At 48.4% G+C, this 24,913-nt stretch carries 15 protein-coding genes; 4 read left to right on the top strand and 11 right to left on the bottom strand.

What is annotated here, in order from left to right; genetic code table 11:
• Positions 1-10 precede the first annotated feature (10 nt).
• The 8 genes from galU to uvrB all read right to left on the bottom strand — a co-directional run bounded on the left by galU (position 11) and on the right by uvrB (position 17,514).
• Positions 11-889, bottom strand: a complete 879-nt coding sequence (gene galU / locus PAEAM_RS17915; protein WP_100528463.1) for a UTP--glucose-1-phosphate uridylyltransferase GalU — start codon at positions 887-889, stop codon at positions 11-13.
• 341 nt (positions 890-1,230) lie between these two features.
• Positions 1,231-4,881, bottom strand: a complete 3,651-nt coding sequence (locus tag PAEAM_RS17910) for a DEAD/DEAH box helicase (RefSeq protein WP_100528462.1) — start codon at positions 4,879-4,881, stop codon at positions 1,231-1,233.
• Between the two features lie 110 nt (positions 4,882-4,991).
• Positions 4,992-7,505: a U32 family peptidase gene (locus tag PAEAM_RS17905; protein ID WP_017692029.1), complete on the bottom strand. Its 2,514-nt coding sequence runs from the start codon at positions 7,503-7,505 to the stop codon at positions 4,992-4,994.
• Between the two features lie 502 nt (positions 7,506-8,007).
• On the bottom strand, positions 8,008-9,960 hold the full coding sequence (locus PAEAM_RS17900; protein ID WP_243391395.1) for a stalk domain-containing protein: 1,953 nt from the start codon (positions 9,958-9,960) through the stop codon (positions 8,008-8,010).
• Positions 9,947-11,116, bottom strand: a complete 1,170-nt coding sequence (locus PAEAM_RS17895) for a S1C family serine protease (RefSeq protein WP_243391394.1) — start codon at positions 11,114-11,116, stop codon at positions 9,947-9,949. The genes PAEAM_RS17900 and PAEAM_RS17895 overlap by 14 nt, the downstream gene beginning before the upstream one ends.
• Positions 11,117-11,393: 277 nt before the next feature.
• The gene (locus PAEAM_RS17890; protein WP_017692026.1) at positions 11,394-11,606 is read right to left on the bottom strand and encodes a hypothetical protein; all 213 of its coding nucleotides are present in this window, start codon (positions 11,604-11,606) and stop codon (positions 11,394-11,396) included.
• Between the two features lie 338 nt (positions 11,607-11,944).
• A complete protein-coding gene (uvrA, locus tag PAEAM_RS17885) occupies positions 11,945-14,803 on the bottom strand; it encodes an excinuclease ABC subunit UvrA (protein WP_036667714.1) in 2,859 nt (952 codons plus the stop codon).
• 719 nt (positions 14,804-15,522) lie between these two features.
• A complete protein-coding gene (gene uvrB, locus PAEAM_RS17875) occupies positions 15,523-17,514 on the bottom strand; it encodes an excinuclease ABC subunit UvrB (RefSeq protein WP_100528459.1) in 1,992 nt (663 codons plus the stop codon).
• A 169-nt stretch (positions 17,515-17,683) separates the two neighbouring features.
• On the opposite strand from uvrB, the gene PAEAM_RS17870 reads away from it, so the two are divergent.
• Positions 17,684-18,481, top strand: a complete 798-nt coding sequence (locus tag PAEAM_RS17870) for a flagellar motor protein (protein WP_100528458.1) — start codon at positions 17,684-17,686, stop codon at positions 18,479-18,481.
• Complete coding sequence (locus PAEAM_RS17865) at positions 18,465-19,307, top strand: flagellar motor protein MotB (RefSeq protein ID WP_100528457.1); 843 nt, start codon at positions 18,465-18,467, stop codon at positions 19,305-19,307. The genes PAEAM_RS17870 and PAEAM_RS17865 overlap by 17 nt, the downstream gene beginning before the upstream one ends.
• A gap of 100 nt (positions 19,308-19,407) precedes the next feature.
• On the opposite strand, the gene PAEAM_RS17860 is transcribed toward PAEAM_RS17865, so the two are convergent.
• From PAEAM_RS17860 to PAEAM_RS17850, 3 genes are read right to left on the bottom strand one after another with little or no spacing between them, the layout of a single operon-like run.
• On the bottom strand, positions 19,408-20,586 hold the full coding sequence (locus PAEAM_RS17860; protein ID WP_100528456.1) for an ABC transporter permease: 1,179 nt from the start codon (positions 20,584-20,586) through the stop codon (positions 19,408-19,410).
• Positions 20,579-21,775, bottom strand: a complete 1,197-nt coding sequence (locus PAEAM_RS17855) for an ABC transporter permease (RefSeq protein ID WP_100528455.1) — start codon at positions 21,773-21,775, stop codon at positions 20,579-20,581. The genes PAEAM_RS17860 and PAEAM_RS17855 overlap by 8 nt, the downstream gene beginning before the upstream one ends.
• A gap of 12 nt (positions 21,776-21,787) precedes the next feature.
• Positions 21,788-22,723 carry an ABC transporter ATP-binding protein gene (locus PAEAM_RS17850; RefSeq protein WP_100528454.1) on the bottom strand — a complete coding sequence of 312 codons (936 nt, stop codon included), beginning with the start codon at positions 22,721-22,723 and terminating at the stop codon, positions 21,788-21,790.
• Positions 22,724-22,934: 211 nt separating this feature from the next.
• Here PAEAM_RS17850 and PAEAM_RS17845 point away from each other — a divergent pair, with 211 nt between their 5' ends.
• Together PAEAM_RS17845 and PAEAM_RS17840 are read left to right on the top strand one after the other, a co-directional pair.
• Entirely contained in the window at positions 22,935-24,146 is a 1,212-nt protein-coding gene (locus PAEAM_RS17845) for a sensor histidine kinase (protein WP_100528453.1), read from the top strand.
• Positions 24,147-24,167: 21 nt separating this feature from the next.
• Positions 24,168-24,857, top strand: a complete 690-nt coding sequence (locus tag PAEAM_RS17840; RefSeq protein WP_100528452.1) for a response regulator transcription factor — start codon at positions 24,168-24,170, stop codon at positions 24,855-24,857.
• Positions 24,858-24,913 lie beyond the last annotated feature (56 nt).

The raw sequence follows: 24,913 nt of genomic DNA, 5'->3' as shown, positions 1-24,913 counted from the left end.
TAGGAATGTGTTAGTTCGATGCCGTTATCTTCTTTAAATACGCCAACAAATCCTCCCGCAGATCCGGGCGTTGCAATGCGTAGTGAATCGATGTCTCAATAAAGCCCAACTTCTCGCCAACATCATGACGCAGTCCGTCAAAATGATATGCGAGAATCTGCCGCTGTTCATTCAATCGAGATAAGGCATCCGTGAGTTGGATTTCTCCCCCGACACCAGCAGATTGTTGACCTAGTATCTCAAAGATATCCGGTGTAAGAATATAACGTCCCATAATAGCCAGGTTGGAGGGAGAGTCTTCGGTCTTTGGTTTCTCAATTAAGCGGCGCGCGCGAAAGACACGATCATCGGTAGGAGTCAGCAATTCTCCGTCTACAATCCCGTAGCGGGATACCTCGCCCCAATCAACAGGCTGTACACCAACGATCGGAGATTGCAGTTCATCGTAGACATCGATCATCTGCTTCAGGCAGGGATGTTCCGCTTCCACGATGTCATCCCCTAACAGGACGGCAAAAGGCTCGTTGCCGATAAACTTGCGGGCACACCAAATGGCGTGACCAAGTCCCTTCGGTTCCTTTTGACGGATATAATGAATATCTGCCATCTCGGAGGGTTTGCGTACTTCGTTAAGCAAGTCCCACTTCTGTTTGTCCGCCAGATTCTGCTCCAGCTCAAAAGAATAATCGAAGTGATCTTCAATGGCCCGTTTCCCTTTACCTGTCACAATAATGATATCTTCAATGCCTGAAGCTACGGCTTCTTCAATAATGTACTGAATCGTTGGCTTGTCCACGATGGGCAGCATTTCCTTAGGCATCGCCTTGGTGGCAGGCAGAAACCGGGTACCCAGCCCTGCGGCTGGAATAATCGCTTTGCGAATACGCACACGAACCCACTCCTTTTGCTAGATAAGTTGAACTAAAGATTATTTACACTGACACTACGATGACAGAACAACCTTCCGATCGCTGTTATCCCCAGATTTTTTAATTCACTTTTTTAAAGGGGAAAATCCGGGGATAGCGTATGCTTCCGATGCAGCTTTCTTTCAGAAAGCTTTTAGGCGAAGTGTACGCTTTCGAAGTAGCTTTCTTGCAGAAAGCTTTTAGGCGAACGCTTCGCTTTTTCAGGTTATTTCTGTCCTCTCCGTTATCATGTAAATGATTAGTCCATCTTGTATAGATTCATATATTTAATGATTCTTATTGCTAGGATGCTTGGACTTCATTATACCATCAACAATTCGCGGATATCCTGTTCGGATAAGGTCGTCGATCCCCCGTCTCCCGGTTCGATTACTTCGGCAATCAAGTCCTTCTTGCGCTGCTGGAGTTCCAAAATCTTCTCTTCGATCGTACCCTCGGTAACCAAGCGGATGACTTGCACCACTTGTTTCTGTCCCATGCGATGGGCACGGCCAATTGCCTGTTCTTCCACGGCAGGATTCCACCACAGATCATATAATATAACGGTATCTGCCCCTGTTAAGTTTAATCCGGTACCTCCAGCTTTCAGGGAGATTAAGAACAGTTCAGCTTCGCCCTCATTAAATCTGTGACACATCTCGACCCGGCTCTGAGCAGGGGTCTGACCATCGAGGTAAAATAGGTTTCTTCCCTGTGCCGCAAGGGTCTGACGAATCAGGTTCAACATGCTCGCAAATTGGGAAAAGATGAGGATTCGTTTGCCTGCAGCCAAACAATCCTCGACCGTTTCAAGCAACTGTTCCATTTTCCCGGAATCGCCTTGATAGCCTTCCACAAAGAGGGCCGGGTGACAACACAACTGACGCAAGCGCGTGATGCCCGCCAGAATTTTGATACGATTCTTCTGGAATCCGTTATCCTCCATGTCCTTCGATGCTTCATCCTGAAGCTGGGAGAGGTATGCGGCGTACAATTTTTTCTGTTCAACCGTAAGCTCTGATCGCTGTACCGTTTCAATGCGATCAGGCAATTCTTCCAGCACATCCTTCTTCAGGCGGCGCAGAATAAACGGACGTACCATCCGCGAGATCCGTTCCGGAGGAAGGTCACGGAACCTTCTGTAACTTGGAAACAACCCAGGGAATACGGCTTCAAAAATGGACCACAATTCATCCAGCGAGTTCTCCACAGGTGTACCTGTGAGTGCAAAACGGCGCGGAGCCTGAATTTGTTTCACTGCCTGCGCGGTCTGAGAAGAAGCATTTTTGATCGCCTGAGCTTCATCCAGAATGAGCGTATGGAAGGTTCGGCCAAGGTAGGTGTCCAGATCCCGGCGTAATAAAGGATAAGACGTCACAATCACATCTGCCTCATCCATGCCTGAAAGCATGCTGGCTCGTTCTTCTTTCTGACCGGCTGCGATCAGGACTTTCAGATGCGGGGCGAACCGCGCAAACTCATTGGCCCAGTTATAGGTTAGCGAGGCAGGCGCCACGACAAGTACCGGAGGATGAATGACCCTCGTTCGGATCGTCAGTCCATCCTGCTGCATCGTGGACCATAGGCCATCCGTATTCTCTGAGGCCATCTTATCCAATGGGAGACCAGTTTCGGGGTCGATGCCGGCAGTAGCCTCCGTTGTACCGCCCCATAGCGATCCGCTCTCCCGGTATTTATCAACGCCCGTATTGTCCATATTGTACTCGGGCTTTTCCTCAAGCACCGCTGTAATATAGGCGATGCTTTGCAATGTTTTGCCAAGTCCCATATCATCCGCCAGAATGCCGCCAAAACGATAATAAGCAAGGGTACGCAGCCACTGATATCCACTGTTCTGATAATCCCGCAGAATGGGGCTCAGCGCTTTTGGCAATGCAAAATCCATCCGTTCGGGATCTCGCAGATCATCAAGGAAACGTTTCAGGGAGCCTCCCCACTTCACATGTCCGGAAACCTCATCCCTGCCTGGCAATTGTAATGCCCGAACAGCCGGCAGCCGGATATGGCTGCCTTTGATGTCATCCGCCCCCAGCCCAAGTGAATCGGCCATGTGAGCGAAACTGTCTGCACCTTCATTTTCAAGCGACAGAAAGACACCGCTCTTGAGACGGAAATATGGTTTCTTTTCCACAATGCGACGCATGAGTTCCTGAAGTTCCTGCTCGTCCACACCTTCCATCTCGAATGAGATCTCCAGCCAGTCCAGTCCTCTCCCCAAGTCTGCCCGGACTTTCGGCGGTGTCGGATAGGATTGCACCATCGCCTTCACGGCGTTCGGCATGTAGATGTCTACCTGTTTCTCAAGCTCAGGCAACAGATGGTACATAACATCATAGATCGCATCTTCCCGTTCACTCGCCCAGACGCTACCATCACGTTCCAGGAAAGAACGATCGAGCCGTTCAATCAGATTCCGCTCTTTGTATCGATCACGCACCAAAATAACCTTTTTCTCTTCTTCATCTATCAAGTACTCTGCAAGCGGATTAATAACCATGACCTCATAGTCGAATTCCAGACGCGCTGTAATACGCTCACGATAGAAGTCGATGTACAGCTTCGGTGAGAGTTCCGGTTCCGCGATCTGTTCACGCACCTGTGAATCAATAGACAGATGGCCGAGCGTACGCAGTTCTGGCACGACATGCTGTACGAACTCATCCACCTGCTGGGTCGAAATATCAATGCTTTCCTTGATCCCATATGAGGTAAGTGCTCCACTCAAGTCCTCCAGACTTCGCATCTGCATCGGCTCCAACATATGCAACTGCCCTTCCACCACAGCCGCATCATAAGCAGGGAGAAGAATCAGCTCACGCAGTCCGGAAATTTCAAGCTGATATCCTTCATTCGCTCCCTGGGCGATCCGGTAAAATAAAGGAAGTACCCCCTCACCCAGTGTGAGTGGTCCATTGGCAAATCCCGTGCCCTCCATCCGGCTGTCAGCCTGTAGCAGCAATTCCAGCAATGGCTTCCATACGAGCGGAGCAATCAATATATCCCGTCCGTCCGAAGCTCCCAGATAACCGGAGATGGATTGGCGATAGGCCTCCTCACTCTGTCTCATTCGAATAAGCATCGAGAGAATGGCCTGATCCTGCGGAGTGAAAACATGCATTAATGGATCATAGTGGAACAGTTTGGTAAATGACATTGGCTCGCCCTTCTCGATGCAGTTCAGGAATTGCTTCACTTTCTGCACCACATACAGACGTTTGTTACCCACTTTCAATTCAAGAGCGAGTTTCCCACCACCCTTGTGAACCTGTGTCAGCTTACATATAAACTGAACCTGCAATTCTTCCCGCAGGGAGGAACGGCTGACAGGGGCGGTGTATTTACGGTCATTTCCATGCAGCGGTCTCCGATCCTTGGCAAACATGGACAGAATCTGATCCGCCGTACGGTAAGAAGGTTTATCTGCCGAGCGGCCCCACCCCGAAGCTGAGCTTGGACGACCTGCTTGGGCAAAGTGAACGGGCGGACGCTCTGGGGCATCATTCAGTTGCTCTCGTTGTGAAGCGGACTGTGGTCGCTCCCATATGCTTTCTTCGACCAACGTCCCAACCCTGGACTTGGAACCTGAGCTGGAACTGGTATTGGCTCCTTGGCCTGGAGCAGGTTGAGGAGGCTTCCCCGAAGCAATCGTGGCATTACGCTCCTGCTGCTCACCCCATTCGTGAATAGCCAACAGGACAGCAGCGACATGTTTGCAATAGTCATAATGCCTGCCGTCACCCGGACAACTGCAACCTGCCACAATCTCACCTGATCCATCTACATCCACCGTAACCTGATAACGCTCCGATCCACGTACCTGAGCTTCATAATGAAGCTGATCCTCACCGACCACCAGATTGGTCACCCTGCCAGATTGGTTATAATCTTCTCCGCGCTTGAATGCCGTGACCCCGCACAGCAATTTGATATCCATAATTGTGAATGGCGCCACGCTTCTTCGCCTCCTGTATCATGATGTAAAAAAACCCCAAGAGCTCCGTAAAGCAGAGATTGGGGTTGCTTCATGCTTGATTGTAAATGTTGATGTAACATACAATCTGTTTATTTCACCAATTGACCACGTGTAACGCCCAGTTGGTTTGTTGCTTTGAGTGTTTTCCACACTTGTGTACCACTGATCTCGCCGCGCAGTGCACGGTTATACAGATCGATAACTTCGCGTACCTGCTCCGGTGTCTCTTCCAGGAATTCCACACGGTAACGGGATACACCCAGATCCATAAAGTTGGTCAGATACTCGGCACCTGACTGCTCCACTGCGTTGTATACCGTATTACGGCAACCTTCATCCACACGTACCGGGTGAGACATGCCGATCCGGTCTTGCAGGGATGCACGCTGTTCCTCACAAGGACGGCCACAGTTCGTGAAGTCCGTTCCTTCACTCATAAACGTACAGTACACACAGTGCTCGGTGTGGAACATCGGCAGATGCTGATGGATAACCACTTCGGTCTGACTTGTACGGGAGTGACCCAGCAAATCAACCATTTGTTGAATGTTCAGGTCATAGGATGGGGTAATCCAGTCACATCCGGCTTCCAGGAACAATTCTACTGCTTTGTGATTGGCGATGTTCAATGAGAAGTCGCCGATCAATTCCGGGTGCTTCGCATCCGGGTTTTCCATCCGGTGACGCAGGTAGAAGTACAGTGCGCCTGTATTACGTACCAATACCGCATCCGGCTTCAGACGCAAGATGTTGTTGTGATATCCGTTCTCCCCAGGCATGTGAATACGCGGTGTTGCCAGCGCGATCTTGCGACCAGCGGCATGCACAGCTTCCACGGCTGCCGGGAACTGTTTGATAAACTCGAAGTCGGCATAGATCATACCGATTCCTGCTTCAATCGCTGCCTCCACTTGTGGCAGGCTACGGCAGAGTGCGGTCAGTTCTGCTTGACCGCGAGCGACTGGCGATGCCGGTTTAACTGAATCGCCGTACACATCTACCGCCCGTTTCACGTAGACAGGCGGTTTAGGACGTTCACCCGCGAGTTGTTCTACCGCCTGACGGCGAATATTATTCAACTCGCGCATTGGGATGATGACGTCACCGTGCAGGTTGACGTCCATTCCTTCCAACTGGAACACGGTGCCTCCCAGACGTCCGAACTGCTCTTCGAGCAATTCATGTGTCATTGGACGCTTCTGGGCGATGTCCAGTTCCATCTCGGAATCAATACGGACGGTCGTGCCTTTCTGCACGTCTGTCCACCATGTGCTAAGCGGCTGCCCCGGGCTGCCGATGACCTTCACCTTCACTGGGAATACACGGTACGGCTTCTCGGTCTCGAAGCTTTGACGCAGACGTTTGTCCAGCGCCGGGTCATTCGTTTTCCACACTTTGTCGCCAACTTTCACGCGGCGCAGATCTACGTCACTGCGGCCTGGCACAACGTCAACGATCCAGCCCTCTTCGGCTTCGCCTTCGAGTTTTACACCTTTGCGACGCACATCGTATACCCGTCCGCCTTCTTCCTTCTGAGTCGGGTCTCCGGCGTCAAATACAATTCCGTCTCCACGTTTCACAGGTGCATCCAGCTTCAGGACCACACCATCGCGCAACACTTGATCTACACGACCGAGGTAGACACCACGGCTTTTCGGGAACGTTCCATCCACCAGTTCTTTGTTGTTTGTACCGCTCAGGAAACCATGTGTGAATCCACGGGAGAAGCTTTGCTGCAATTCGCGAACTTCTTCCTTGCTTGGCGGTGTGTTATCTCCATCAAAATAACGGTCAATCGCTTTACGATATTTGCTTACTACGTTTGCTACGTATTCCGGCGTTTTGAGACGTCCTTCAATTTTGAAAGAAGTTACTCCTGCTTCGATCAGTTCCGGCATCAGGTCAATCGCTGCCAGATCTTTCGGAGACAACAGATAGGCTACATCACCCATCGGTTTGTGTACCCCATCCACCATCAGGTCATATGGAAGACGACAAGCTTGTGCGCACTCCCCACGGTTCGCCGAACGTCCTCCCCACATTTCGGAAGTAAGACACTGCCCCGAGTAGGATACACACAGCGCACCATGAACAAATACTTCCATTGGAAGTTTTGCCTGCTCACCGATCTTCTGGATCTGCTTCAGGTTGTTCTCCCGTCCCAGAACGACACGTTCCATATCAAACGGCTTCGTAAACTCGACCGCTTCCGGAGACGTAATTGTCATCTGTGTTGAACCGTGAATCGGGAAATCCGGTGATATCTCGCGGATCATCTTCACCAAACCCAAATCCTGAACAATTACAGCGTCCACACCTGCATCGACACAAGCGTCAATCAGTTCTTTGGCATCCGTCAATTCATTTTCAAAAATCAATATATTAAAGGTCAAAAAACCTTTTACGCCATAACTGTGCAAAAACGCCATTATCTCCGGCAGCTCGTCCATACGGAAATTGTTCGCCCGTGCCCGTGCATTAAACTTTTCGACTCCGAAGAAAATTGCATCTGCGCCATTAGCTACCGCCGAACGCATACAATCCCAGTCACCAGCCGGTGCCAGAAGTTCAACGTCTTCTCTTCGTATTGTTGCTGTTTTCATGTAGATCCTCCCCATAACCGGCTATCCGCCGGATTTCATCCCTATATCTCTAAACGTCTGAACATACTAAGCCTAAGACTGCACCTTATCGGGTACACCTGCATTGTCACGGTATTACAATATCTATCTATTATGTCTGTATTGCCTGAACTCCAAGCTTACAGTCATTCCTATTCATCAGATCAGTAGTCATAACTCCTGAACTAGTATAGTGTACCACTTCTGCACCGACTCTTCTACGTTTTCCTGAAAAAACCGTTTACCATTTTCATTTCCATTAAGATTTACACTAGACACTTCGATTGCAGTACCATCTTCCGATCGCTGTTACCCCCAGATTTTTTTATTTCCTTTTCTAAAGGGGAAAAATCTGGTGATAAACGCGCACGCTTCGCTTCTTCAGATCGGTTCTGCACTCTTCGTCCCAGTGTAAATATTTAATTTATCTTATACAGAAAACAAATAAGCCGAAAGGTCTTTTGACCCTCCGGCTCCACTACAATTATTTAATAAAAGTAAATGAGTTCACTGCTTTTTCCAAGGCTGCCGCCTGAACTTCTGTCTTGTTGGCATCATTCAGCCCACTTGTGATCGTATAGGTTGTTCCGTCCTTTTCAAACACGATCTGACGACCCGCATATGGCACGCCTTTGTCCAGCTCATGATACGTAAAGGAAAATGCAGGCACACCCGCAAACGTCAGTTCCTCACTGCGAAGCAATTTGAAGTTTTTCCGCGTTTTGGTGGCTTCGGCATAAGCTTCTCTCAATTGGCTGACCGTCATCTCGATTGACTTGTCTTCGCTCGCCGCAATGGAGAATTCTCCGCCGGTAAAGGTGTACACCACAGGTGAATATTCGAATCGATCACTATACGGCGTCCAGTAACGCGGAATATCTACACTGTATTTATAACGTTTGGACGTACGTGTAAGTGTCTTCGTTTTGTCCGTCAAATAAGGATCTTCATCCAGCTGACCGAAATTATCGGCAACCGTATCAAAATCAATCTCCACACTCTTCATAATCCGTTCAAACCATGCCCGATCTGCACTTTGCTCCTCAGGGAACGTATACTCTGCATAATACCGATACCCATTCTTCTGCAAAAGAACATCGAACTCGGTCTGCCAGCCCCCGCCAAAGTTATAACGGAATTCATTCACCTCGGCAGTTTCTCCCGAGATATCCATCGTATATGAACCAATTGGCTCGTAACTCTCTGGTGTAAATGTCTCGCGCATCCACTTATCCAGTTGGCCGCTCCAGTCTTTTACCGTTGTACCTGCCTTCGCCGAAGTGACACGCCATTGCAGATACGCACCATCCTTGGCTTCATAGATCCTCTGATTGTTATCCATCGACCAGCCGGCAGGAATCTTTAACTCAATACCATAATCATCGTTCCACGCGGAGCGCATGCCATTATCTACGGTGGATAGATCCTTGATCGTTCGATCCGATTCCGCATAGGTTGGCTGGAATGAATTGAGTAGCGCTGCACGTTTGCCCAGATCTTTATAATTCAGGGCTTCGTAATCCGCTAGGTACACATCATATTGACGGCCTTCGCTCAGATACTGACGCATCTCCCATAACATGCCGTCTACATCTTTCACGATAATCCGTGCATAAGGCGTTTTGCCTTTCGACACCGCTTCACGGTCCAGCACCGTATCTCCCGATTGCTTGGCCTCCTGGACAAGTTGCTGCAACAAATCATCCGCATCCAGAGCCACATCCTGGTCGCTGACATACACTTCAAGATAATAACTGTTGTCCGCAGCGCCGAAAGTCATCATGCGCTCCTGCTCACCGGTCTGGAAAACTATAAGATCTGCCGGGTAGTTAATGGACCAACCGTAAAAACTGTTGCCAATTCTGGTTTTGCCTTCATCCGGATGAATACCATCCTCATCATCCACCGAATCATCGGTTTGCAACAGACGAATAACCATTTCTCCGGAACTGGTTGGAGCTAGCGTCGCTCCGATACCGGCAGCAACCGGACGAAGTGGAACCATAAGTACGCCATTCACCATCTTGGGAGCGGCACCCATCTCATGTTTTACACCATCCACCCAGGCAATTGAACTGCCAATCGTTAGGGTGACCGTGTGCGGACCTTCCTTGATTTTGACGACATCATTTTTCTCCAGCCGGATTTCACTGCCAAATGCTTTCTTGAACACACCAACAGGCACCATCGTAACACCCTTGAACTTGTAAGGTTTGGCTATGGCCTGCTTATCGCCGTTAATGTAGGCGCTCGTGCTACCCGCTTTGACCCGTAGTTCACTTGTCGTCAGATCAGATGCCCATACAGGCAATGCCGCTCCAATGGTCAGCATCCCGGTTAATACACCTGTGCTTAGCACACGTATCCATGACTTTTTCATTCCGTTCTTTCGTCCTCTCTCCATCCGGGCTGATCGCCGGGCTTTATTGTTCTTCATCTGCAAGGAACGCTTCATCTTCCTCGTCTACGATGTCTGCGCGATCAGCAAGCACCAACGTGCGGGTGACGATATCGCCATCCGATTGCATCAACAGCTTTACCTTTTGCCCAGGCAGATACTTTTTGAGCAACTCATTGATATCCACTACTGAAGAGACACGTGTGCCCGCGACACTGTAAAGGACATCGCCCTCTTTGATTTTGGCTTTTTTGGCTTCAGGAGACAGTACGCCCGTAATTGTTAAGGGATCATCTGTAGGCAGGCCAACAATCGCAGACCAGCTTTCTTCCAGCTGCAGTCCCAGACTTGCACGTTTTATTTTGCCATATTTAAAAAACTGATCGATGATATATTGAACGGTATCCACGGGAATCGAAAATCCCAAACTCTCTACGCCGACCGCAGAAAATTTCATGGAATTGATTCCAACCACTTCACCCTTCAGGTTGACCAGCGGTCCTCCGCTATTTCCCGGGTTAATGGCCGTGTCGGTCTGAATCAACCGGTAGGTCGCCTCAACACCACGATTCAAGCCGCTAATTACTCCTACCGTTGCCGAGTTGCGCAAAGAAAAGGAAATCGGCGTACCCAAGGCAATCACCGTTTCTCCAACAGTGGTTTGTGAAGCTTTGGCAAAGCTCGCCGGTTTGAGTGATTTGGCATTGATTTTGATTAGAGCCAGATCACTTAGTGCATCACTGTATGTTTTCGTAATTTTGTATGTATTGCCATCCGTCGTTACGACAACCGGATTCGTTAATCCGTCGACCACGTGAGCATTCGTTACAATCCATCCATTGGACCGGATAATGACACCTGTACCATGTGCAAGATTATAACGGTCGTCTGATGTTGCACCGTCCTGCACTTCGGTAGATTTCCCAATAATACCTACGACCGAAGGAGACACCTTTTCGATCACTTGGGGAATGGCTTCACTTCCCTTGTACGTGTACGTTCCGGATTTGGCATCATATTGTCCACTTCCACCAACTGCCTTGAGCAGATCCTTGGTGTTCACATAGACTTGACCGTCTACCACTTTCGCTTGCATCGCCGCTTTGGATTCAGCTGCACCGGCCGTTGCCGCTACACTAATCGAGAGTACAGCAGCCATCAGAATGGCTATCCCCTTTTTACCCAACACGCTCATATTCTCACCTGACCCTCTCTATACATCCTTCTTGCGCGACTCGACATCGGATTCATCGCTGAATCTATTCTCTCTTTCTCTCATCTGCAATTCCGGTATCCTTCAATGTATCATACAGAATCTGGATATACAATTGTTTTAAGTCCTATTTTAGTAGAGAAGATAGAATCCTGTTCAATCGCTCCATATAAACGAAAAAAACACCCTCCATGTCTCCCATGGAAAGTGTTCCTCCATATCTCTTTTGGCTTAAATTCCATTCACTTCAGCAGCATTCCTACTGAGCAAACCAACCCGTTATCATCGCATAGTCTGTCATCAGAAATACCAGTAGGCTGACTACTGCAAATCCGATCGCAAACAGATTTTTCTTCGGTGCCCGAAGAAGCCGAACAACTCCGATGAAAATCAGGATCGTAAATAAGATGACAAAAATATCAAATGCATTAAAATTCGATGTACTCGCCGTGGCAGCTTCTGCAAACAGCATGGATAGACAGACCTCCTTACCATAGTTGAACAGCTAACGCATACCCTAATATCTTCCTCTATGTTATCTGTACCCTGCTTGTAATGCAAGCCCTATCATCCATAAAAATGAAAAAAAGCCAATTTGGCCGAATATTCCTGCAATGCTCGTCATAATGCATATGTAAACACTTTCACGGAATAACCTTAGTCCAAAGGAAACACTGTGCATAATTCATAATGAAAAGCCCTTCTTCTCGGAAGCAGAGCACATCAGATCGTAATCCAACGTCTCTATCTTTTCGAAAAGAAGGGCCAATACTGCCACTTCATATTGATATAACTAATGGTTAGAGAACCTTAGTCCACCAATTGCAGTGCCTTGCTGCGCTCGGTATCCCGCTCCAGAACCGGCTTCAAGTACTTGCCTGTATAGGAAGCTTCCACTTTGATGATATCCTCAGGTGTTCCAGTTGCAACAATGGTTCCTCCACCGCTACCGCCTTCTGGACCCAGATCAACAACATAGTCTGCCGTTTTGATCACATCCAGGTTATGCTCAATCACCAACACCGATTCCCCGGAATCAACCAGACGGTGCAATACGTTCAGCAAACGGTCGATATCATCGACATGCAAACCGGTAGTCGGCTCATCGAGGATGTAGATGGTTTTCCCTGTACTGCGGCGATACAGCTCGGAAGCAAGCTTCACACGCTGGGCTTCACCACCAGACAATGTGGTTGCAGGTTGTCCCAGGTTGATATAACCCAATCCCACATCCATCAGCGTCTGCATTTTGCGATGGATCTTCGGAATGTTCTCGAAGAATTGGGTTGCATCTTCAACCGTCATTTCCAGCACATCGGAAATATTTCTGTTTTTATATTTCACTTCAAGTGTTTCCCGGTTGTATCGTTTGCCTTTGCAGACTTCACAAGGGACATAAACGTCCGGCAAGAAGTGCATCTCGATTTTGATAATACCGTCTCCACGGCAGGCTTCACAACGTCCACCTTTGATATTAAAGCTGAATCGGCCTTTCTTGTATCCACGTACTTTGGCTTCGTTCGTCTGAGCAAACAGATCCCGAATATCATCAAAGACACCTGTGTACGTAGCCGGGTTGGAACGTGGTGTCCGCCCGATTGGCGACTGGTCAATATCGATGACTTTATCGATATGTTCCAGACCACGAATCTCTTTATGTTGACCCGGGCGCACCCGAGCACGGTTCAGATCACGTGCCAGCGTTTTGTAGAGGATCTCATTGATCAATGTGGATTTACCTGAGCCAGACACACCCGTTACCGCAGTAAATACACCTACAGGAATCTTCACATTAAGATTCTTCAGGTTATTTTCTTTGGCTCCGCGTACTTCCAGCCAGCGGTCTCCTACACTTCTACGTTCTGCACGAATCGGAATGAATTTGCGACCACTCAGATATTGACCGGTTAATGAGTTCTCATCGTTCATGATCTCCTCCGGTGTACCCTGTGACATAATGGTACCTCCGTGGATACCTGCACCCGGGCCAATATCAATAATATAGTCGGCAGCCATCATCGTGTCCTCATCATGTTCAACCACGATCAATGTGTTACCAATATCCCGCATATGCGCAAGGGTTGAAATCAGGCGGTCATTATCCCGTTGATGTAGACCGATACTTGGCTCATCCAGAATATACAGCACACCCATCAGGCTGGAACCAATCTGTGTAGCCAGTCTGATCCGCTGGGCTTCCCCACCGGACAATGTTCCGGCAGCACGACTCAGTGTAAGATAATCCAGACCAACATTCACCAAGAAGCCGAGACGACTGTTGATTTCTTTCAGAATAAGCTTGGCAATCGTCTGCTCTTTCTCACTCAATTCCAATGAATCGAAGAATCGGCCAGCTTCACCAATGGACAAACTAGTCACATACGCCATGTTGTGATCATTAATCGTAACTGCGAGACTTTCCCGTTTCAGACGCTGACCTTTACATGTACCACAAGGCTTCGCACTCATGTAACCCTCAATAAACTCACGGATACCTTCAGATGCTGTATCCCGGTAACGACGCTCCAGGTTATTCACGATACCTTCGAAGGTAACCAGTGCTTCCTTCCGTTGTCCAAAATCATTCTCATAGCGGAAACGGATTTTCTCCGTACCTGTACCCTGTAACAACTTGTTCATCTGCTCAGCTGGCAGATCTTCGACAGGTACATTTTGCGGAATGTTGAAGTGCTCACATACCGACTTCAGGAACTGCGGATAATAGGTGGATGTGCCACCTGTCCAAGCATCAAAAGCTCCATCTTCGATGGTCTTAGTCCGATCCGGTACCAGCAGATCAGGGTCAACGATCATTTTGACGCCTAACCCATCACAATCCGGGCAAGCCCCGAAAGGGCTATTAAATGAGAACATCCGCGGTGCCAGCTCTTCAATACTGAATCCGCACACCGGGCAGGCAAAGTTGGAACTGAAGCGCAGCTCTTCTTCGCCCATAATGTCCACCAGGAGTTGTCCACCGGACAAATTAAGTGCCGTTTCAATGGAGTCCGCCAGACGCGCCTGTACATCATCCTTAACAACGATCCGGTCAACAACCACTTCAATCGTATGCTTTTTATTTTTCTCCAATTGAATATCTTCTGACAGGTCACGCAGTTCCCCGTTTACCCGTACACGGACAAAGCCCTGCTTGGACACATCAGCAAATACACTTTTATGCTCGCCCTTGCGGCCCGAGATAATGGGTGCCAAAATCTGCAACCGGGTACGCTCTGGATATTGCATAATGCGGTCAACCATTTGTTCTACGGTCTGGGAACTAATCTCCACGCCATGGTCAGGACAATGTGGATGGCCCACACGTGCAAATAACAGGCGCAGGTAATCATAAATTTCGGTGACGGTTCCTACTGTGGAACGTGGGTTACGGCTTGTTGTTTTCTGATCTATTGAAATGGCAGGAGATAATCCTTCGATGGAATCAACGTCCGGTTTCTCCATCTGTCCCAGAAACTGCCGTGCGTAAGCTGACAATGATTCGACATACCGCCGCTGTCCTTCGGCATAGATTGTGTCAAAAGCCAGCGAGGACTTGCCTGAGCCACTCAGGCCGGTCAATACAACAAAGCGGTCACGCGGGATGGTAATGTCGATATTTTTCAGGTTATGCGCTCGTGCGCCTTTAATGACAATGTTATCGCTCGCCAATAGTATTCATCCTCTCAGTGTGTTAATCCAAAACTTTAAAGGCTTTTCGATCCCTCCCAAACCCTCCCTTCCAAGGGAGGGCCCCAGAGGGCGCAGCCCTCTGGACACCCGAAACAAGCGGTGCAACGGTGAGGGGGCGGGTCTTGCTATGTGAAGGGTTGTCGTGTGCCCGCGGCTCCGTATAAGGTTCCGGCTCATTGCCGGAACCTTATACGGCCGCTCTACTGCGAGGGTGCGCTCTCGGCTTCGCCACGTTCGCGACAGGTCGCCATTGCCTTCGGCTCGGCTCCAAGGTCAAGAGCGGGACGCTCTCGGCTTCGCCTTGGTCGCGACAGGGTCGCCATTGCCTTCGGCTCGGCTCCAAGGTCAACACCGGACGCTCTCGGCTTCGCCTTGATCGCGACAGGTCGCCATTGCCTTTGGCTCGGCTCCAAGGTCAACACCGAGACGCTCTTGGCTTTGCCCTGATCGCGGCAGGTCGCCATTGCCTTCGGCTCGGCTCCGAGGTCAACACTGGGGCACTCTCGACTCCCAATTGCTTTCCTATAAACCTTTTAACCAATTTCAACATTTCTATCAGTATAGACTTGATTTCAAGATTTCAACATCTCTTATTATCGGTAAATATCAACGATTTCCTTACTCAACAAGAGAACGGCCAATTGGCCGTTCTCTTGTTACAGATCCATCTTTACTGGAGCATATGAATGAGCTGTATCTTATTCAGCGCGAAGTTCCAGCAACGCATCGCGAAGCTCGGCAGCACGCTCAAACTGCAGGTTTTTGGCTGCATCTTTCATCTCTACCTCTAGGCGCTGAATAAGCGCCTGGCGATCTTTCTTCGACATCTTCTCGGCTGCGCCTGTAAGATAGTCTTTCTTGGATTCGGCAACTTTGGTTGCCTCAATCACATCACGCACTTTTTTGCGAATGGTCTGTGGTGTAATTCCATGTTTCTCGTTGTACTCGATCTGAATTGCGCGGCGACGCTCTGTTTCCTTTATCGCTTTATCCATCGAATCCGTTACTTTGTCACCGTATAGAATAACGCGACCCTCGCTGTTCCGTGCCGCACGACCAATCGTTTGGATCAGTGAGCGTTCGGAACGCAGGAATCCTTCCTTATCGGCATCCAAAATAGCGACGAGGGATACTTCGGGCAGATCGAGGCCTTCCCGGAGCAAGTTGATTCCGATCAGCACATGGAAAACGCCCAACCTTAAATCACGTAAAATCGCCATCCGTTCCAACGTCTTGATCTCGGAGTGCAGATAACGAACCTTGATTCCAACTTCCTTCAGATAATCCGTCAGGTCCTCAGACATCTTCTTCGTTAATGTTGTAATCAACACACGCTCGTCTTTGGTAATCCGGTCGTTAATCTCACCGATCAAGTCATCGATCTGCCCCTTCGTTGGACGCAGTTCAATGATTGGATCAAGCAGACCGGTTGGACGGATAATCTGTTGCACCATCGTATCTGTATGCTCAATCTCATAAGGACCCGGTGTAGCCGATACATATATAATCTGATCCATCTTGCCTTCGAACTCATCAAATTTGAGTGGACGATTATCCAGCGCTGACGGCAGACGGAAACCATGCTCAACCAATACCGTCTTCCGCGCTTGGTCACCATTGTACATCGCACGGATCTGTGGCAGCGTCACATGAGACTCATCGACCACAATCAACATGTCATCCGGGAAGTAATCCATCAGTGTGTATGGGGTATCGCCGCGTTCACGGAAAGTCAGTGGACCGGAATAGTTCTCAATCCCCGAACAGAATCCAACTTCCTTCATCATCTCGATATCATACCGTGTGCGCTGCTCCAGTCGCTGAGCCTCCAGCAGTTTCCCCTGTTCACGCAACGCTTCAAGACGCTCCTCCAGTTCACGCTCAATGTTCACCAGCGCAACCTTCATCGTCTCTTCTTGCGTTACGAAGTGAGACGCCGGGAAGATGGCAATATGTTCACGTTCACCAATCAGTTCTCCGGTTAACACATCAATCTCCGTAATTTTCTCGATCTCATCACCAAACAATTCAACCCGAATGGCATGTTCACCCTTGGAGGCAGGGAAAATCTCAACAACATCCCCACGAACACGGAACGTACCCCGCACAAAGTTAATATCGTTCCGTTGATACTGGATCTCTACCAGACGAGACAAAATCTGATTGCGCGGTTTCTCCATGCCTACCCGAAGTGACAGCAACATGCTTGAATACGAGTGTGGTGAACCCAAACCATAAATGCAGGAAACACTCGCTACAATGATGACGTCCCTGCGCTCAAACAACGAACTTGTCGCTGCGTGCCGCAGTTTGTCGATCTCTTCATTAATACTTGAATCCTTCTCGATATACGTATCGGAGGACGGGATATATGCTTCTGGCTGAAAATAATCGTAATAACTGACGAAATACTCAACCATGTTATTAGGGAAAAAATCTTTGAACTCACTTGCAAGCTGCGCTGCCAACGTTTTGTTGTGTGCAATAATCAGCGTCGGACGTTGCAGTTGGGCTATCGTCTGGGCTATCGTAAACGTCTTACCCGTACCCGTTGCACCCAGCAATGTCTGGTACCTCTTCCCCTCCTGAACACCCTTCACCAATTCTTTAATGGCTGCCGGCTGATCACCTTGGGGAGAAAACTCTGACTCGATTTCGAACGTTTTGTCGCTCATTATAATATCGCTCATTGCCGTATCTCACCCTATCGTCTAAAATAATAGTCACTATATATTGTCGAAGTTCCCCGAATTTTCATATGGGAAAACTTATAGTAATAGGAATATTTGTTCCCGTTTAATTATACCTCGTTCGTTTTAGTGATGCAAACGTGAAATGAAGATTGGAGTGGGTTAATTTATGGATATTGCGACACTTATCGGTATTATTGCCGGAATTGCCGCAGTCATTAGCGGTTTTTTGTGGGAAGGCGGCCAATTGTCTGGTCTCCTGCAAAAAACGGCTGCTTTAATTGTATTCGGTGGAACGATTGCTGCTGTGGTTGCCAGTTTCCCGGCGCACCGCCTTCGTACGATTCCAGCTGCCCTGCGTATGGCTTTTGGACGTAACAATAATGATTCAGGCTTGTGGGTTGAAGAACTGGTGGAGATGTCTTCAATCGCACGCCGCTCAGGTGTACTTGCATTGGAACGCAAGGTTATAGATCATCCGCATCCATTTTTGCAAGACGGTATTCAGATGGTTGTTGATGGTACCGATCAGGATGTGGTTCGCCAGATCATGGAGATGGAGATTGACTCCATTGAACAAAAACATGAGGGTTATGCCAAAATATTCGAATCCGCTGGTGGGTACGCTCCAACCATGGGGATCATCGGAACCGTGATGGGACTTATTCAGGTACTTGGCAGTTTGACCGATCCAACCGGACTCGGACCTGCCATTGCTGTTGCCTTTACCGCAACCCTGTATGGGGTCGCCAGTGCCAATCTTATCTTTTTGCCCATTGCCTCCAAGATCAAATCCAGAGGTGCCGATGAAGTGCAGACCATGGAAATGCTTCTCGAAGGTGTACTTGCCATTCAGAACGGTGAGAATCCCCAGCTTGTACGCAAAAGACTGGAGTCCTTCACCCTCACGCATCGTCAGCATATACGCCCCCTAGCAAAGGAGGGATTGGATGAGTCGGCGCAGTAAACGGCGCGGAAAACGTGAAACTATCGATCATCGGGATCGCTGGATGATTACTTATGCCGATCTCATAACTCTGCTTTTAATCTTTTTTGTCATCATGTATGCCATGAGCAATCTGGATTCCGGTAAATATGACGTCGTTACTCAATCGTTACAAAATACATTCAATGCGTCCGACTCTATCCTTGAGCTTGGTGAGGGACTCGGTGAGAAACCCGGTCAAACGATTACAGAGACTCCACCATCCGAGGTTCAGGGTGAAGATCCTTCAAAAGGTGAAGGAAACCCTCCCGATTCCGGGACTGCAACACCAGATGATGACAACAAGCCCCTCACAGAACGGGAAGAACAGTTCAGATCACAGGAACAGGAATTGCAAAATCTGTTCAATGTGATTACCCAATATATCGAGGATAATAAACTAGAAAATCAGATTTTTGTTGCGGACAAGCCACAGGGCCTGTCCATTACACTTAGTGACCGCTTCCTGTTTGATCAGGGACAGGCCGCACTAAAGGACGGTGCAGCACCAACGCTCAGTAAACTTGCCAGCCTGTTCCGTGATCTAAATACCGTTGTCAGCATTGAGGGTCACACCGATAATGTTCCTGTGGGAGCAAACTCCGCCTATACCGATAACTGGCAGCTTTCCGGGGAACGTGCACTGTCTGTATTACGATTTTTTCTGGATACAGAGAAACTTAACCCGGACGGATTCCAGTATGCCGGATATGCGGATACTCGCCCAACGGGTGACAACACCACAGCAGCCGGAAGACAAAAGAACCGTCGGGTTGAAATAACGGTCCTGCGTCAACTCCAACCTTAATCATCAATATCTCACATAATGCATCATTCCTTATGCAAAGAAAGCACGTTCTAACTGAATTCAATTCAGCAGAGCGTGCTTTCTTTTATGTCGTATTACCTTATGCCTCTACTCCTGGCTGACTAGGGCGTAGAATCGCAGAGCCAACAGTCAGCAAAATGGCAGCCATGCCAAACAGAATCAATAATGGCAATGTGATATCCGACAATGTACCACCAGCAGAGATCGTCTCCACTGCCTGAATCGCCCATTTCTGTGGAACAAAGTTGGCGAGCTTTTGCATATAATCCGGCATCAACGAGATCGGCCAGAAACAACCACCTATCATGCAGGTTGGCATAATGACAAGTGAATTCAGCATGTTGGCATTTTTGGGATTACGGATTAATCCTGCAACCGTACTTGCGATCCCCATGGAGACCAGCATGAATGCGGCCAAGATGATAAAATGAATGCCAAAAGGAATGCCGGCATCATAATGCAACAGCCACCTGCTGACTCCTAGAACCATCACAATCTGAATCATGCCAATGACAAAGCTACCGAGGAAATTACCAAGCGCAATCTCATATGCACGGACGGGTGCCGTATATACTCTGGCCATCGTACGTTTCCTGCGATCTTCCATGATCACAGCCACTGCACTGGTCAGCAGCCCCATCATAAACATAATCGTAAATCCAGTCACATTGTTCAGGCCTGGCTTGGGATAGATCTGCAGATCGGTGACTTCACCATCAACTTGATGTTTTCCTATCTCTTGTAAAAGCTGTTCAAACCGCTTCTGTGTGCTCGATAGTATATCTGTCTCACTTGAGACAGGACCTGCCGCCACCTTAACAGCTGAAGCAGATTGTAACAATCCGCTCGTCAAACCTTCAACTGCTGCTCGTAGGGTATAGGAACTTTCACTTATACGCAGTTCCACCAATTGAATTTCGGTTGGCTTTCCTTGTAACAGATCCTCCGTATAATGTGCCGGAATGATGATGCCAGAACTTCCTTTTTGCTGAGCGATGGCTTCCTTCACTTCTGCTTCGTTTGTCATCGGTTTGAGCAGATACTCCTCTTTGCCAGCAAGTTCATGAATCATCCATGTCCCTGCCACCCCTCCATCCTCATTCACATAGGGAATAACAGTACGTGTAATCTGCTCGCTTCCAAAAAGAGCAACCGCTCCTGTAACCACCAGGCAAGGCAGAAGCAGGAACGTAATGAAGCCCATTTTACGGCCAAGTGTACGTCTAATCATCAACCAGGCGATGTGTAGACTATTCATATCGGTATCCTGCCTTTCTATAGATCATTCCTGAGATGAACAGTAATACAGCACATACCACGCCTAACATCAGAATGTTATACACAATCTCTGCTACAGGTGCATCCAGCATCATTCTCAGAAAACTTTGGAGCGCCCAGTGGTTAACCGTAAATTGGCTAAGCCGTTGTACAAAATCAATCGGAATGGGCATGAATCCACCGCTGATGAATGTCATGACAACGATGATACCTTGTAAGGTTGCACTGGCCGATGCCGTGCTTTTGCAAACCAAAGCCACAATCACGCCAAGAGTCATGGATGCCAATGTGATGCATACACAAGTCAGCACAATATACCAAGGATGGGTTCCCCAATCCACACCGTAGAGCCAATATGTCATAAGGATGATCGTTGTTGCTTGTAAGAAAGAGAGCAGACTATTACCTGCAATTTTGCCAGCGAAAATAACTCCATTACCTATAGGCGCAGCCTGAAGGCGAATTAACGTTTTGTTATCACGCTCTCCAAAAAGGCTGGTACTGGTTGTCATGCCTGAGTACAACATGAACATCGCCAACATGGAAGCTGCATAGTATTGGGAGGCACTATACGACGTACCTGTCTTACCGGGATTAGTGACAGCAATCGAGGTTGAATTCGCCGTACCAGACTCCGAAGCAGAGGACATGGCAGCAATTACTTCCGGACCGAGCACTTTGGTAATCGCCATCTGTCGGTTCCATTCATCCGTAAAACGTGTGAATAAAGTTTCACCCAAGGTATTAAGTGTGTTGTCCTTTCCTCGTATCCACTGTAACCTGGCCTCTTTCCCCATCATCACGTTTTGCTCAAAATCCGAAGGAATCATTACAGCAAAGTCCAGCTTGTCGGTACGCAACGCATGAACGGCCTCTTCTTCAGTCGTAAAGTTCTGCACCTTGACCAACTCAGCTACCGCCGGGGAATTCACGAATGTATCCAGTGCTTGATTAACCGTACTTGATCCTCCGCCAGATTCAGTGCTCAAATGGATGATTCCCACACGTACAGTATCGGGAACAACATCCTCCGCCGTACCCATTGTACTGGAAAGTGCCGTGCCCAATATAAAAATCAGTAACAACGGCAGAATGAACAGGTTCAACACCACAGATCGAATCTTAAGAATACGCCTTAATTCAAAGATGCAAATATGCCATATATTCATCTCTTGCTCCCCCTAGTCCCGAAGCGTACGCCCGGTCAGATTGAGGAACAACGTTTCCAGATCTGGCTCTTCGACCTTGAGCGACTGAATGGATACTTCATGTTTGCTGCAAATGAAGAGCAGATCCTGGAGATCCTGCTGTGCCGAAGGCAGCGTAATGGTCAGTGTATTCTCTGAAACGTCTACCATCCGCACACGGGGGTGAAGTTTCAGTTCTTCCACGACATCGGTACCGATACCGGAAGTGGAGAGCACTACTTTTTCCTCCGATGCTACACGTTCTCTCAGCTCTGCTTCAGTCCCACAGGCAATGATTCGTCCCTGATCCATAATCGCAACCCGGTGACTAATCGCAGCCACTTCCTCCATGTAATGACTTGTATATATGATCGTGGAACCCATCTTGTTGAGTGTCCGTACCGATTCAAGAATATGATTTCGAGATTGCGGATCAATGCCAACTGTCGGTTCATCCATGATAATGAGATCCGGGCGATGTGTAATCGCACATGCGATGTTTAACCTGCGTTTCATACCGCCAGAGAAGGTCGAGGGGGCATCCTTTGCTTTATCCTGCAACCCTACAAATTCAAGAGACTCCTGCGCTCTTTCTTTAAGCAATTTCCCACGCAGTCCATATAGTCTGGCAAAAAAGGTCACATTCTCCGCAGCAGACATGGTTTCGTATAAAGCCAGATCCTGCGGCACTAGTCCAATCTTGCGTTTCACTTCAAGCGGTCGCTCCTTGACCGATATACCATCTAATCTGATTTCACCCTGATCCATATTCAGGAGCCCTGCAATCATGCTGATGGTGGTACTTTTTCCTGCTCCATTGGGACCGAGCAATCCAAAAATCTCGCCTTTGCCAACACTAAGGTTCAAATGATCCACAGACAGCCTGCTGCCATATCGTTTCACAACGTGATCCACTTCAAGTATACCCATCCTTTTTACGCCCCTCTTCCGTTTCGGCTTCCGCCGCTGGATTTCATAATTTTATTGTAACGGATCGCAATCTGTAGCGAAGGTACAAAAAGTCATGAATCGAAGGTGACTTAAGTCATCTCCTGATTCGAATGCTGCTTATGGTATAATCAAGGGCGCATTACCAAGAGATTTTCTACTCCACTTTTTATATAAAGGATGTCATTTACATATGCCAATGCGGTTTCTGCAATACGGATTAATTATCGTTCCAGCAGTGCTGTACATGTTGGTGCTGCCCTTGGAAAACGAAGCCGTCTACACCCTATATATCATCATCGCGCTTGGACTCTCCGTGTGGAAAGATTTTAACCGTTCAAGTACACAGCAATGGCTGTTGCTTCTGACCGAAATGCTCTGGAACTGCTGGCTGATTGCTTCATATGGACCATTTATGTTTTTCCTCTCTCTATCCGTGCTCTACGTGTATATATACAGACTGGAGGGAAGTCGCAGATGGTTGATGTTTGCAATTCAGCTTGTCGCTAACAATGTCGCTTTGCATTGGCATTATTCTGTCCCAGAGGCATCGCAGCGAGGGTTAACCACACTAAATACAACCGCCACTACATTACTCTCCGCAGAGACAACTTCGATGGTTCTTGGCAACCTGCTTCTGCTCATCACAGCAGCTCTGTCTTGGCAGGGATCAAGAACGGCGAGCAGCCGTGGACAACTGGAACAAGTCTATGACGAACTTCGCAGCAAACATTACGAGCTACAAGAAACTCGTGCGCAGCTGCTGTTATTTACAAAGCAACTTGAAGGAGTGGCTCAGGCAGAGGAACGTACCCGTATCTCCAGACAGCTTCATGACGATATCGGTCATCGACTGATTCGCACTAAAATGATGTCGGAAGCCGCCCTGCTGACCCTCCCCCTGAGTATGGAACAAGGAACGGAAATGGTGAGACAGATTCGCGATCAATTGGCCGATAGTATGGATGATATGCGCAGCACACTACACAAACTGCAACCTAATTCCTATGCATCCGAAGCCTACGCCCTGGATCGTCTCCTAGAGGAAGTGGGTAGAGATACCGGCGTGAAGACAAATTATAAAGTTCATGGCTCATCCCATGTGCTGTATCCCAGCATACAAATCGTTTTGTTCAAAAATGCCAAAGAAGCCCTGACCAATGCCCTGCGACATGGAAATGCTTCTTCGATCACATTGGAGTTGGTATTCGGGGATCAGGAAGTGTGTATGAGTGTAAGTAATGATGGCAAAATCAATCCTCATTCTTCCAAGCGAAATGGCATAGGACAGGAAGGGATGCTTCTGCGCACACAAATGGTGGGAGGAGTCCTGGAGATTCAATCGGCTTATCCGTATACAGTGATTACACGCATTCCATTAACAAACCAGATGGATATACTCTGAAAAAAGGAAGTGAATGTTCTCATGTCCGAACGTAATGATGTGAACCAAAACAATGATTCAGCCCAACCTCCACTTATTCGGCTGATTCTCGCTGACGATGATTACTTCATTCGTGAGAGCCTGAAAGTGCTGCTCGGACTGGACTCCAGCATTCGCGTTACAGGCACGGCCTCAAATGGGCAGGAAGCGTTGGAATTGCTTGAAGCAGGAACGCCTGCGGACGTGGTGTTAATGGATATTCGGATGCCGGAATGTGACGGAGTTGAAGGTACCAAACGCATCAAGGCACGTTTTCCTGAAATCCAGGTGCTCATGCTAACTACGTTTGACGACGATGAGTATATTATTCAAGCATTACAGAATGGAGCAAGCGGTTATTTGCTCAAAAACGTCCCCCCCGAACGGATCATTCAAGGCATCAAGACCGTACATAACGGCGATATGTTAATCCATCCGGATATAGCCCGCAAATTGGCAGGCCTTCTTCGTCCTGCTGCGATTCCCCTGACACAGAACCCAATCGAAGCCTATGGACTGACACGTATGGAGCTGGCGGTTGCCGAGGCCATATCGGAGGGGTTATCCAATAAGGAAATTGCCGCCAAATTATTCCTCAGTGAAGGCACGGTCAAAAACTATGTCACGGATATTCTCGGCAAGCTGAGCTTGCGTGATCGGACCCAGATCGCCATCTTTATGTTAAAACAATAACAAAAAAAGGTATTTCCCTTGCCTGTGACGGCGTTAGGAAATACCTTTTTCTTTGT

This window comes from Paenibacillus sp. GM1FR, assembly GCF_002803315.1.
Taxonomy (GTDB): domain Bacteria; phylum Bacillota; class Bacilli; order Paenibacillales; family Paenibacillaceae; genus Paenibacillus; species Paenibacillus amylolyticus.
The sequence above is the reverse complement of the archived record's forward strand: the minus strand, read 5'-3'. Positions and strand labels throughout refer to the sequence as shown.

What these genes read in the sequence shown, in the direction of transcription:
- PAEAM_RS17905 (WP_017692029.1), bottom strand. Translation starts at nt 7,505, where the DNA reads ATGAAAACAGCAACAATACGAAGAGAAGACGTTGAACTTCTGGCACCG.
- PAEAM_RS17900 (WP_243391395.1), bottom strand. Translation starts at nt 9,960, where the DNA reads ATGAAGAACAATAAAGCCCGGCGATCAGCCCGGATGGAGAGAGGACGA.
- PAEAM_RS17895 (WP_243391394.1), bottom strand. Translation starts at nt 11,116, where the DNA reads ATGAGCGTGTTGGGTAAAAAGGGGATAGCCATTCTGATGGCTGCTGTA.
- PAEAM_RS17890 (WP_017692026.1), bottom strand. Translation starts at nt 11,606, where the DNA reads ATGCTGTTTGCAGAAGCTGCCACGGCGAGTACATCGAATTTTAATGCA.
- uvrB (WP_100528459.1), bottom strand. Translation starts at nt 17,514, where the DNA reads ATGAGCGATATTATAATGAGCGACAAAACGTTCGAAATCGAGTCAGAG.
- PAEAM_RS17870 (WP_100528458.1), top strand. Translation starts at nt 17,684, where the DNA reads ATGGATATTGCGACACTTATCGGTATTATTGCCGGAATTGCCGCAGTC.
- PAEAM_RS17865 (WP_100528457.1), top strand. Translation starts at nt 18,465, where the DNA reads ATGAGTCGGCGCAGTAAACGGCGCGGAAAACGTGAAACTATCGATCAT.
- PAEAM_RS17860 (WP_100528456.1), bottom strand. Translation starts at nt 20,586, where the DNA reads ATGAATAGTCTACACATCGCCTGGTTGATGATTAGACGTACACTTGGC.
- PAEAM_RS17855 (WP_100528455.1), bottom strand. Translation starts at nt 21,775, where the DNA reads ATGAATATATGGCATATTTGCATCTTTGAATTAAGGCGTATTCTTAAG.
- PAEAM_RS17850 (WP_100528454.1), bottom strand. Translation starts at nt 22,723, where the DNA reads ATGGGTATACTTGAAGTGGATCACGTTGTGAAACGATATGGCAGCAGG.
- PAEAM_RS17845 (WP_100528453.1), top strand. Translation starts at nt 22,935, where the DNA reads ATGCCAATGCGGTTTCTGCAATACGGATTAATTATCGTTCCAGCAGTG.
- PAEAM_RS17840 (WP_100528452.1), top strand. Translation starts at nt 24,168, where the DNA reads ATGTCCGAACGTAATGATGTGAACCAAAACAATGATTCAGCCCAACCT.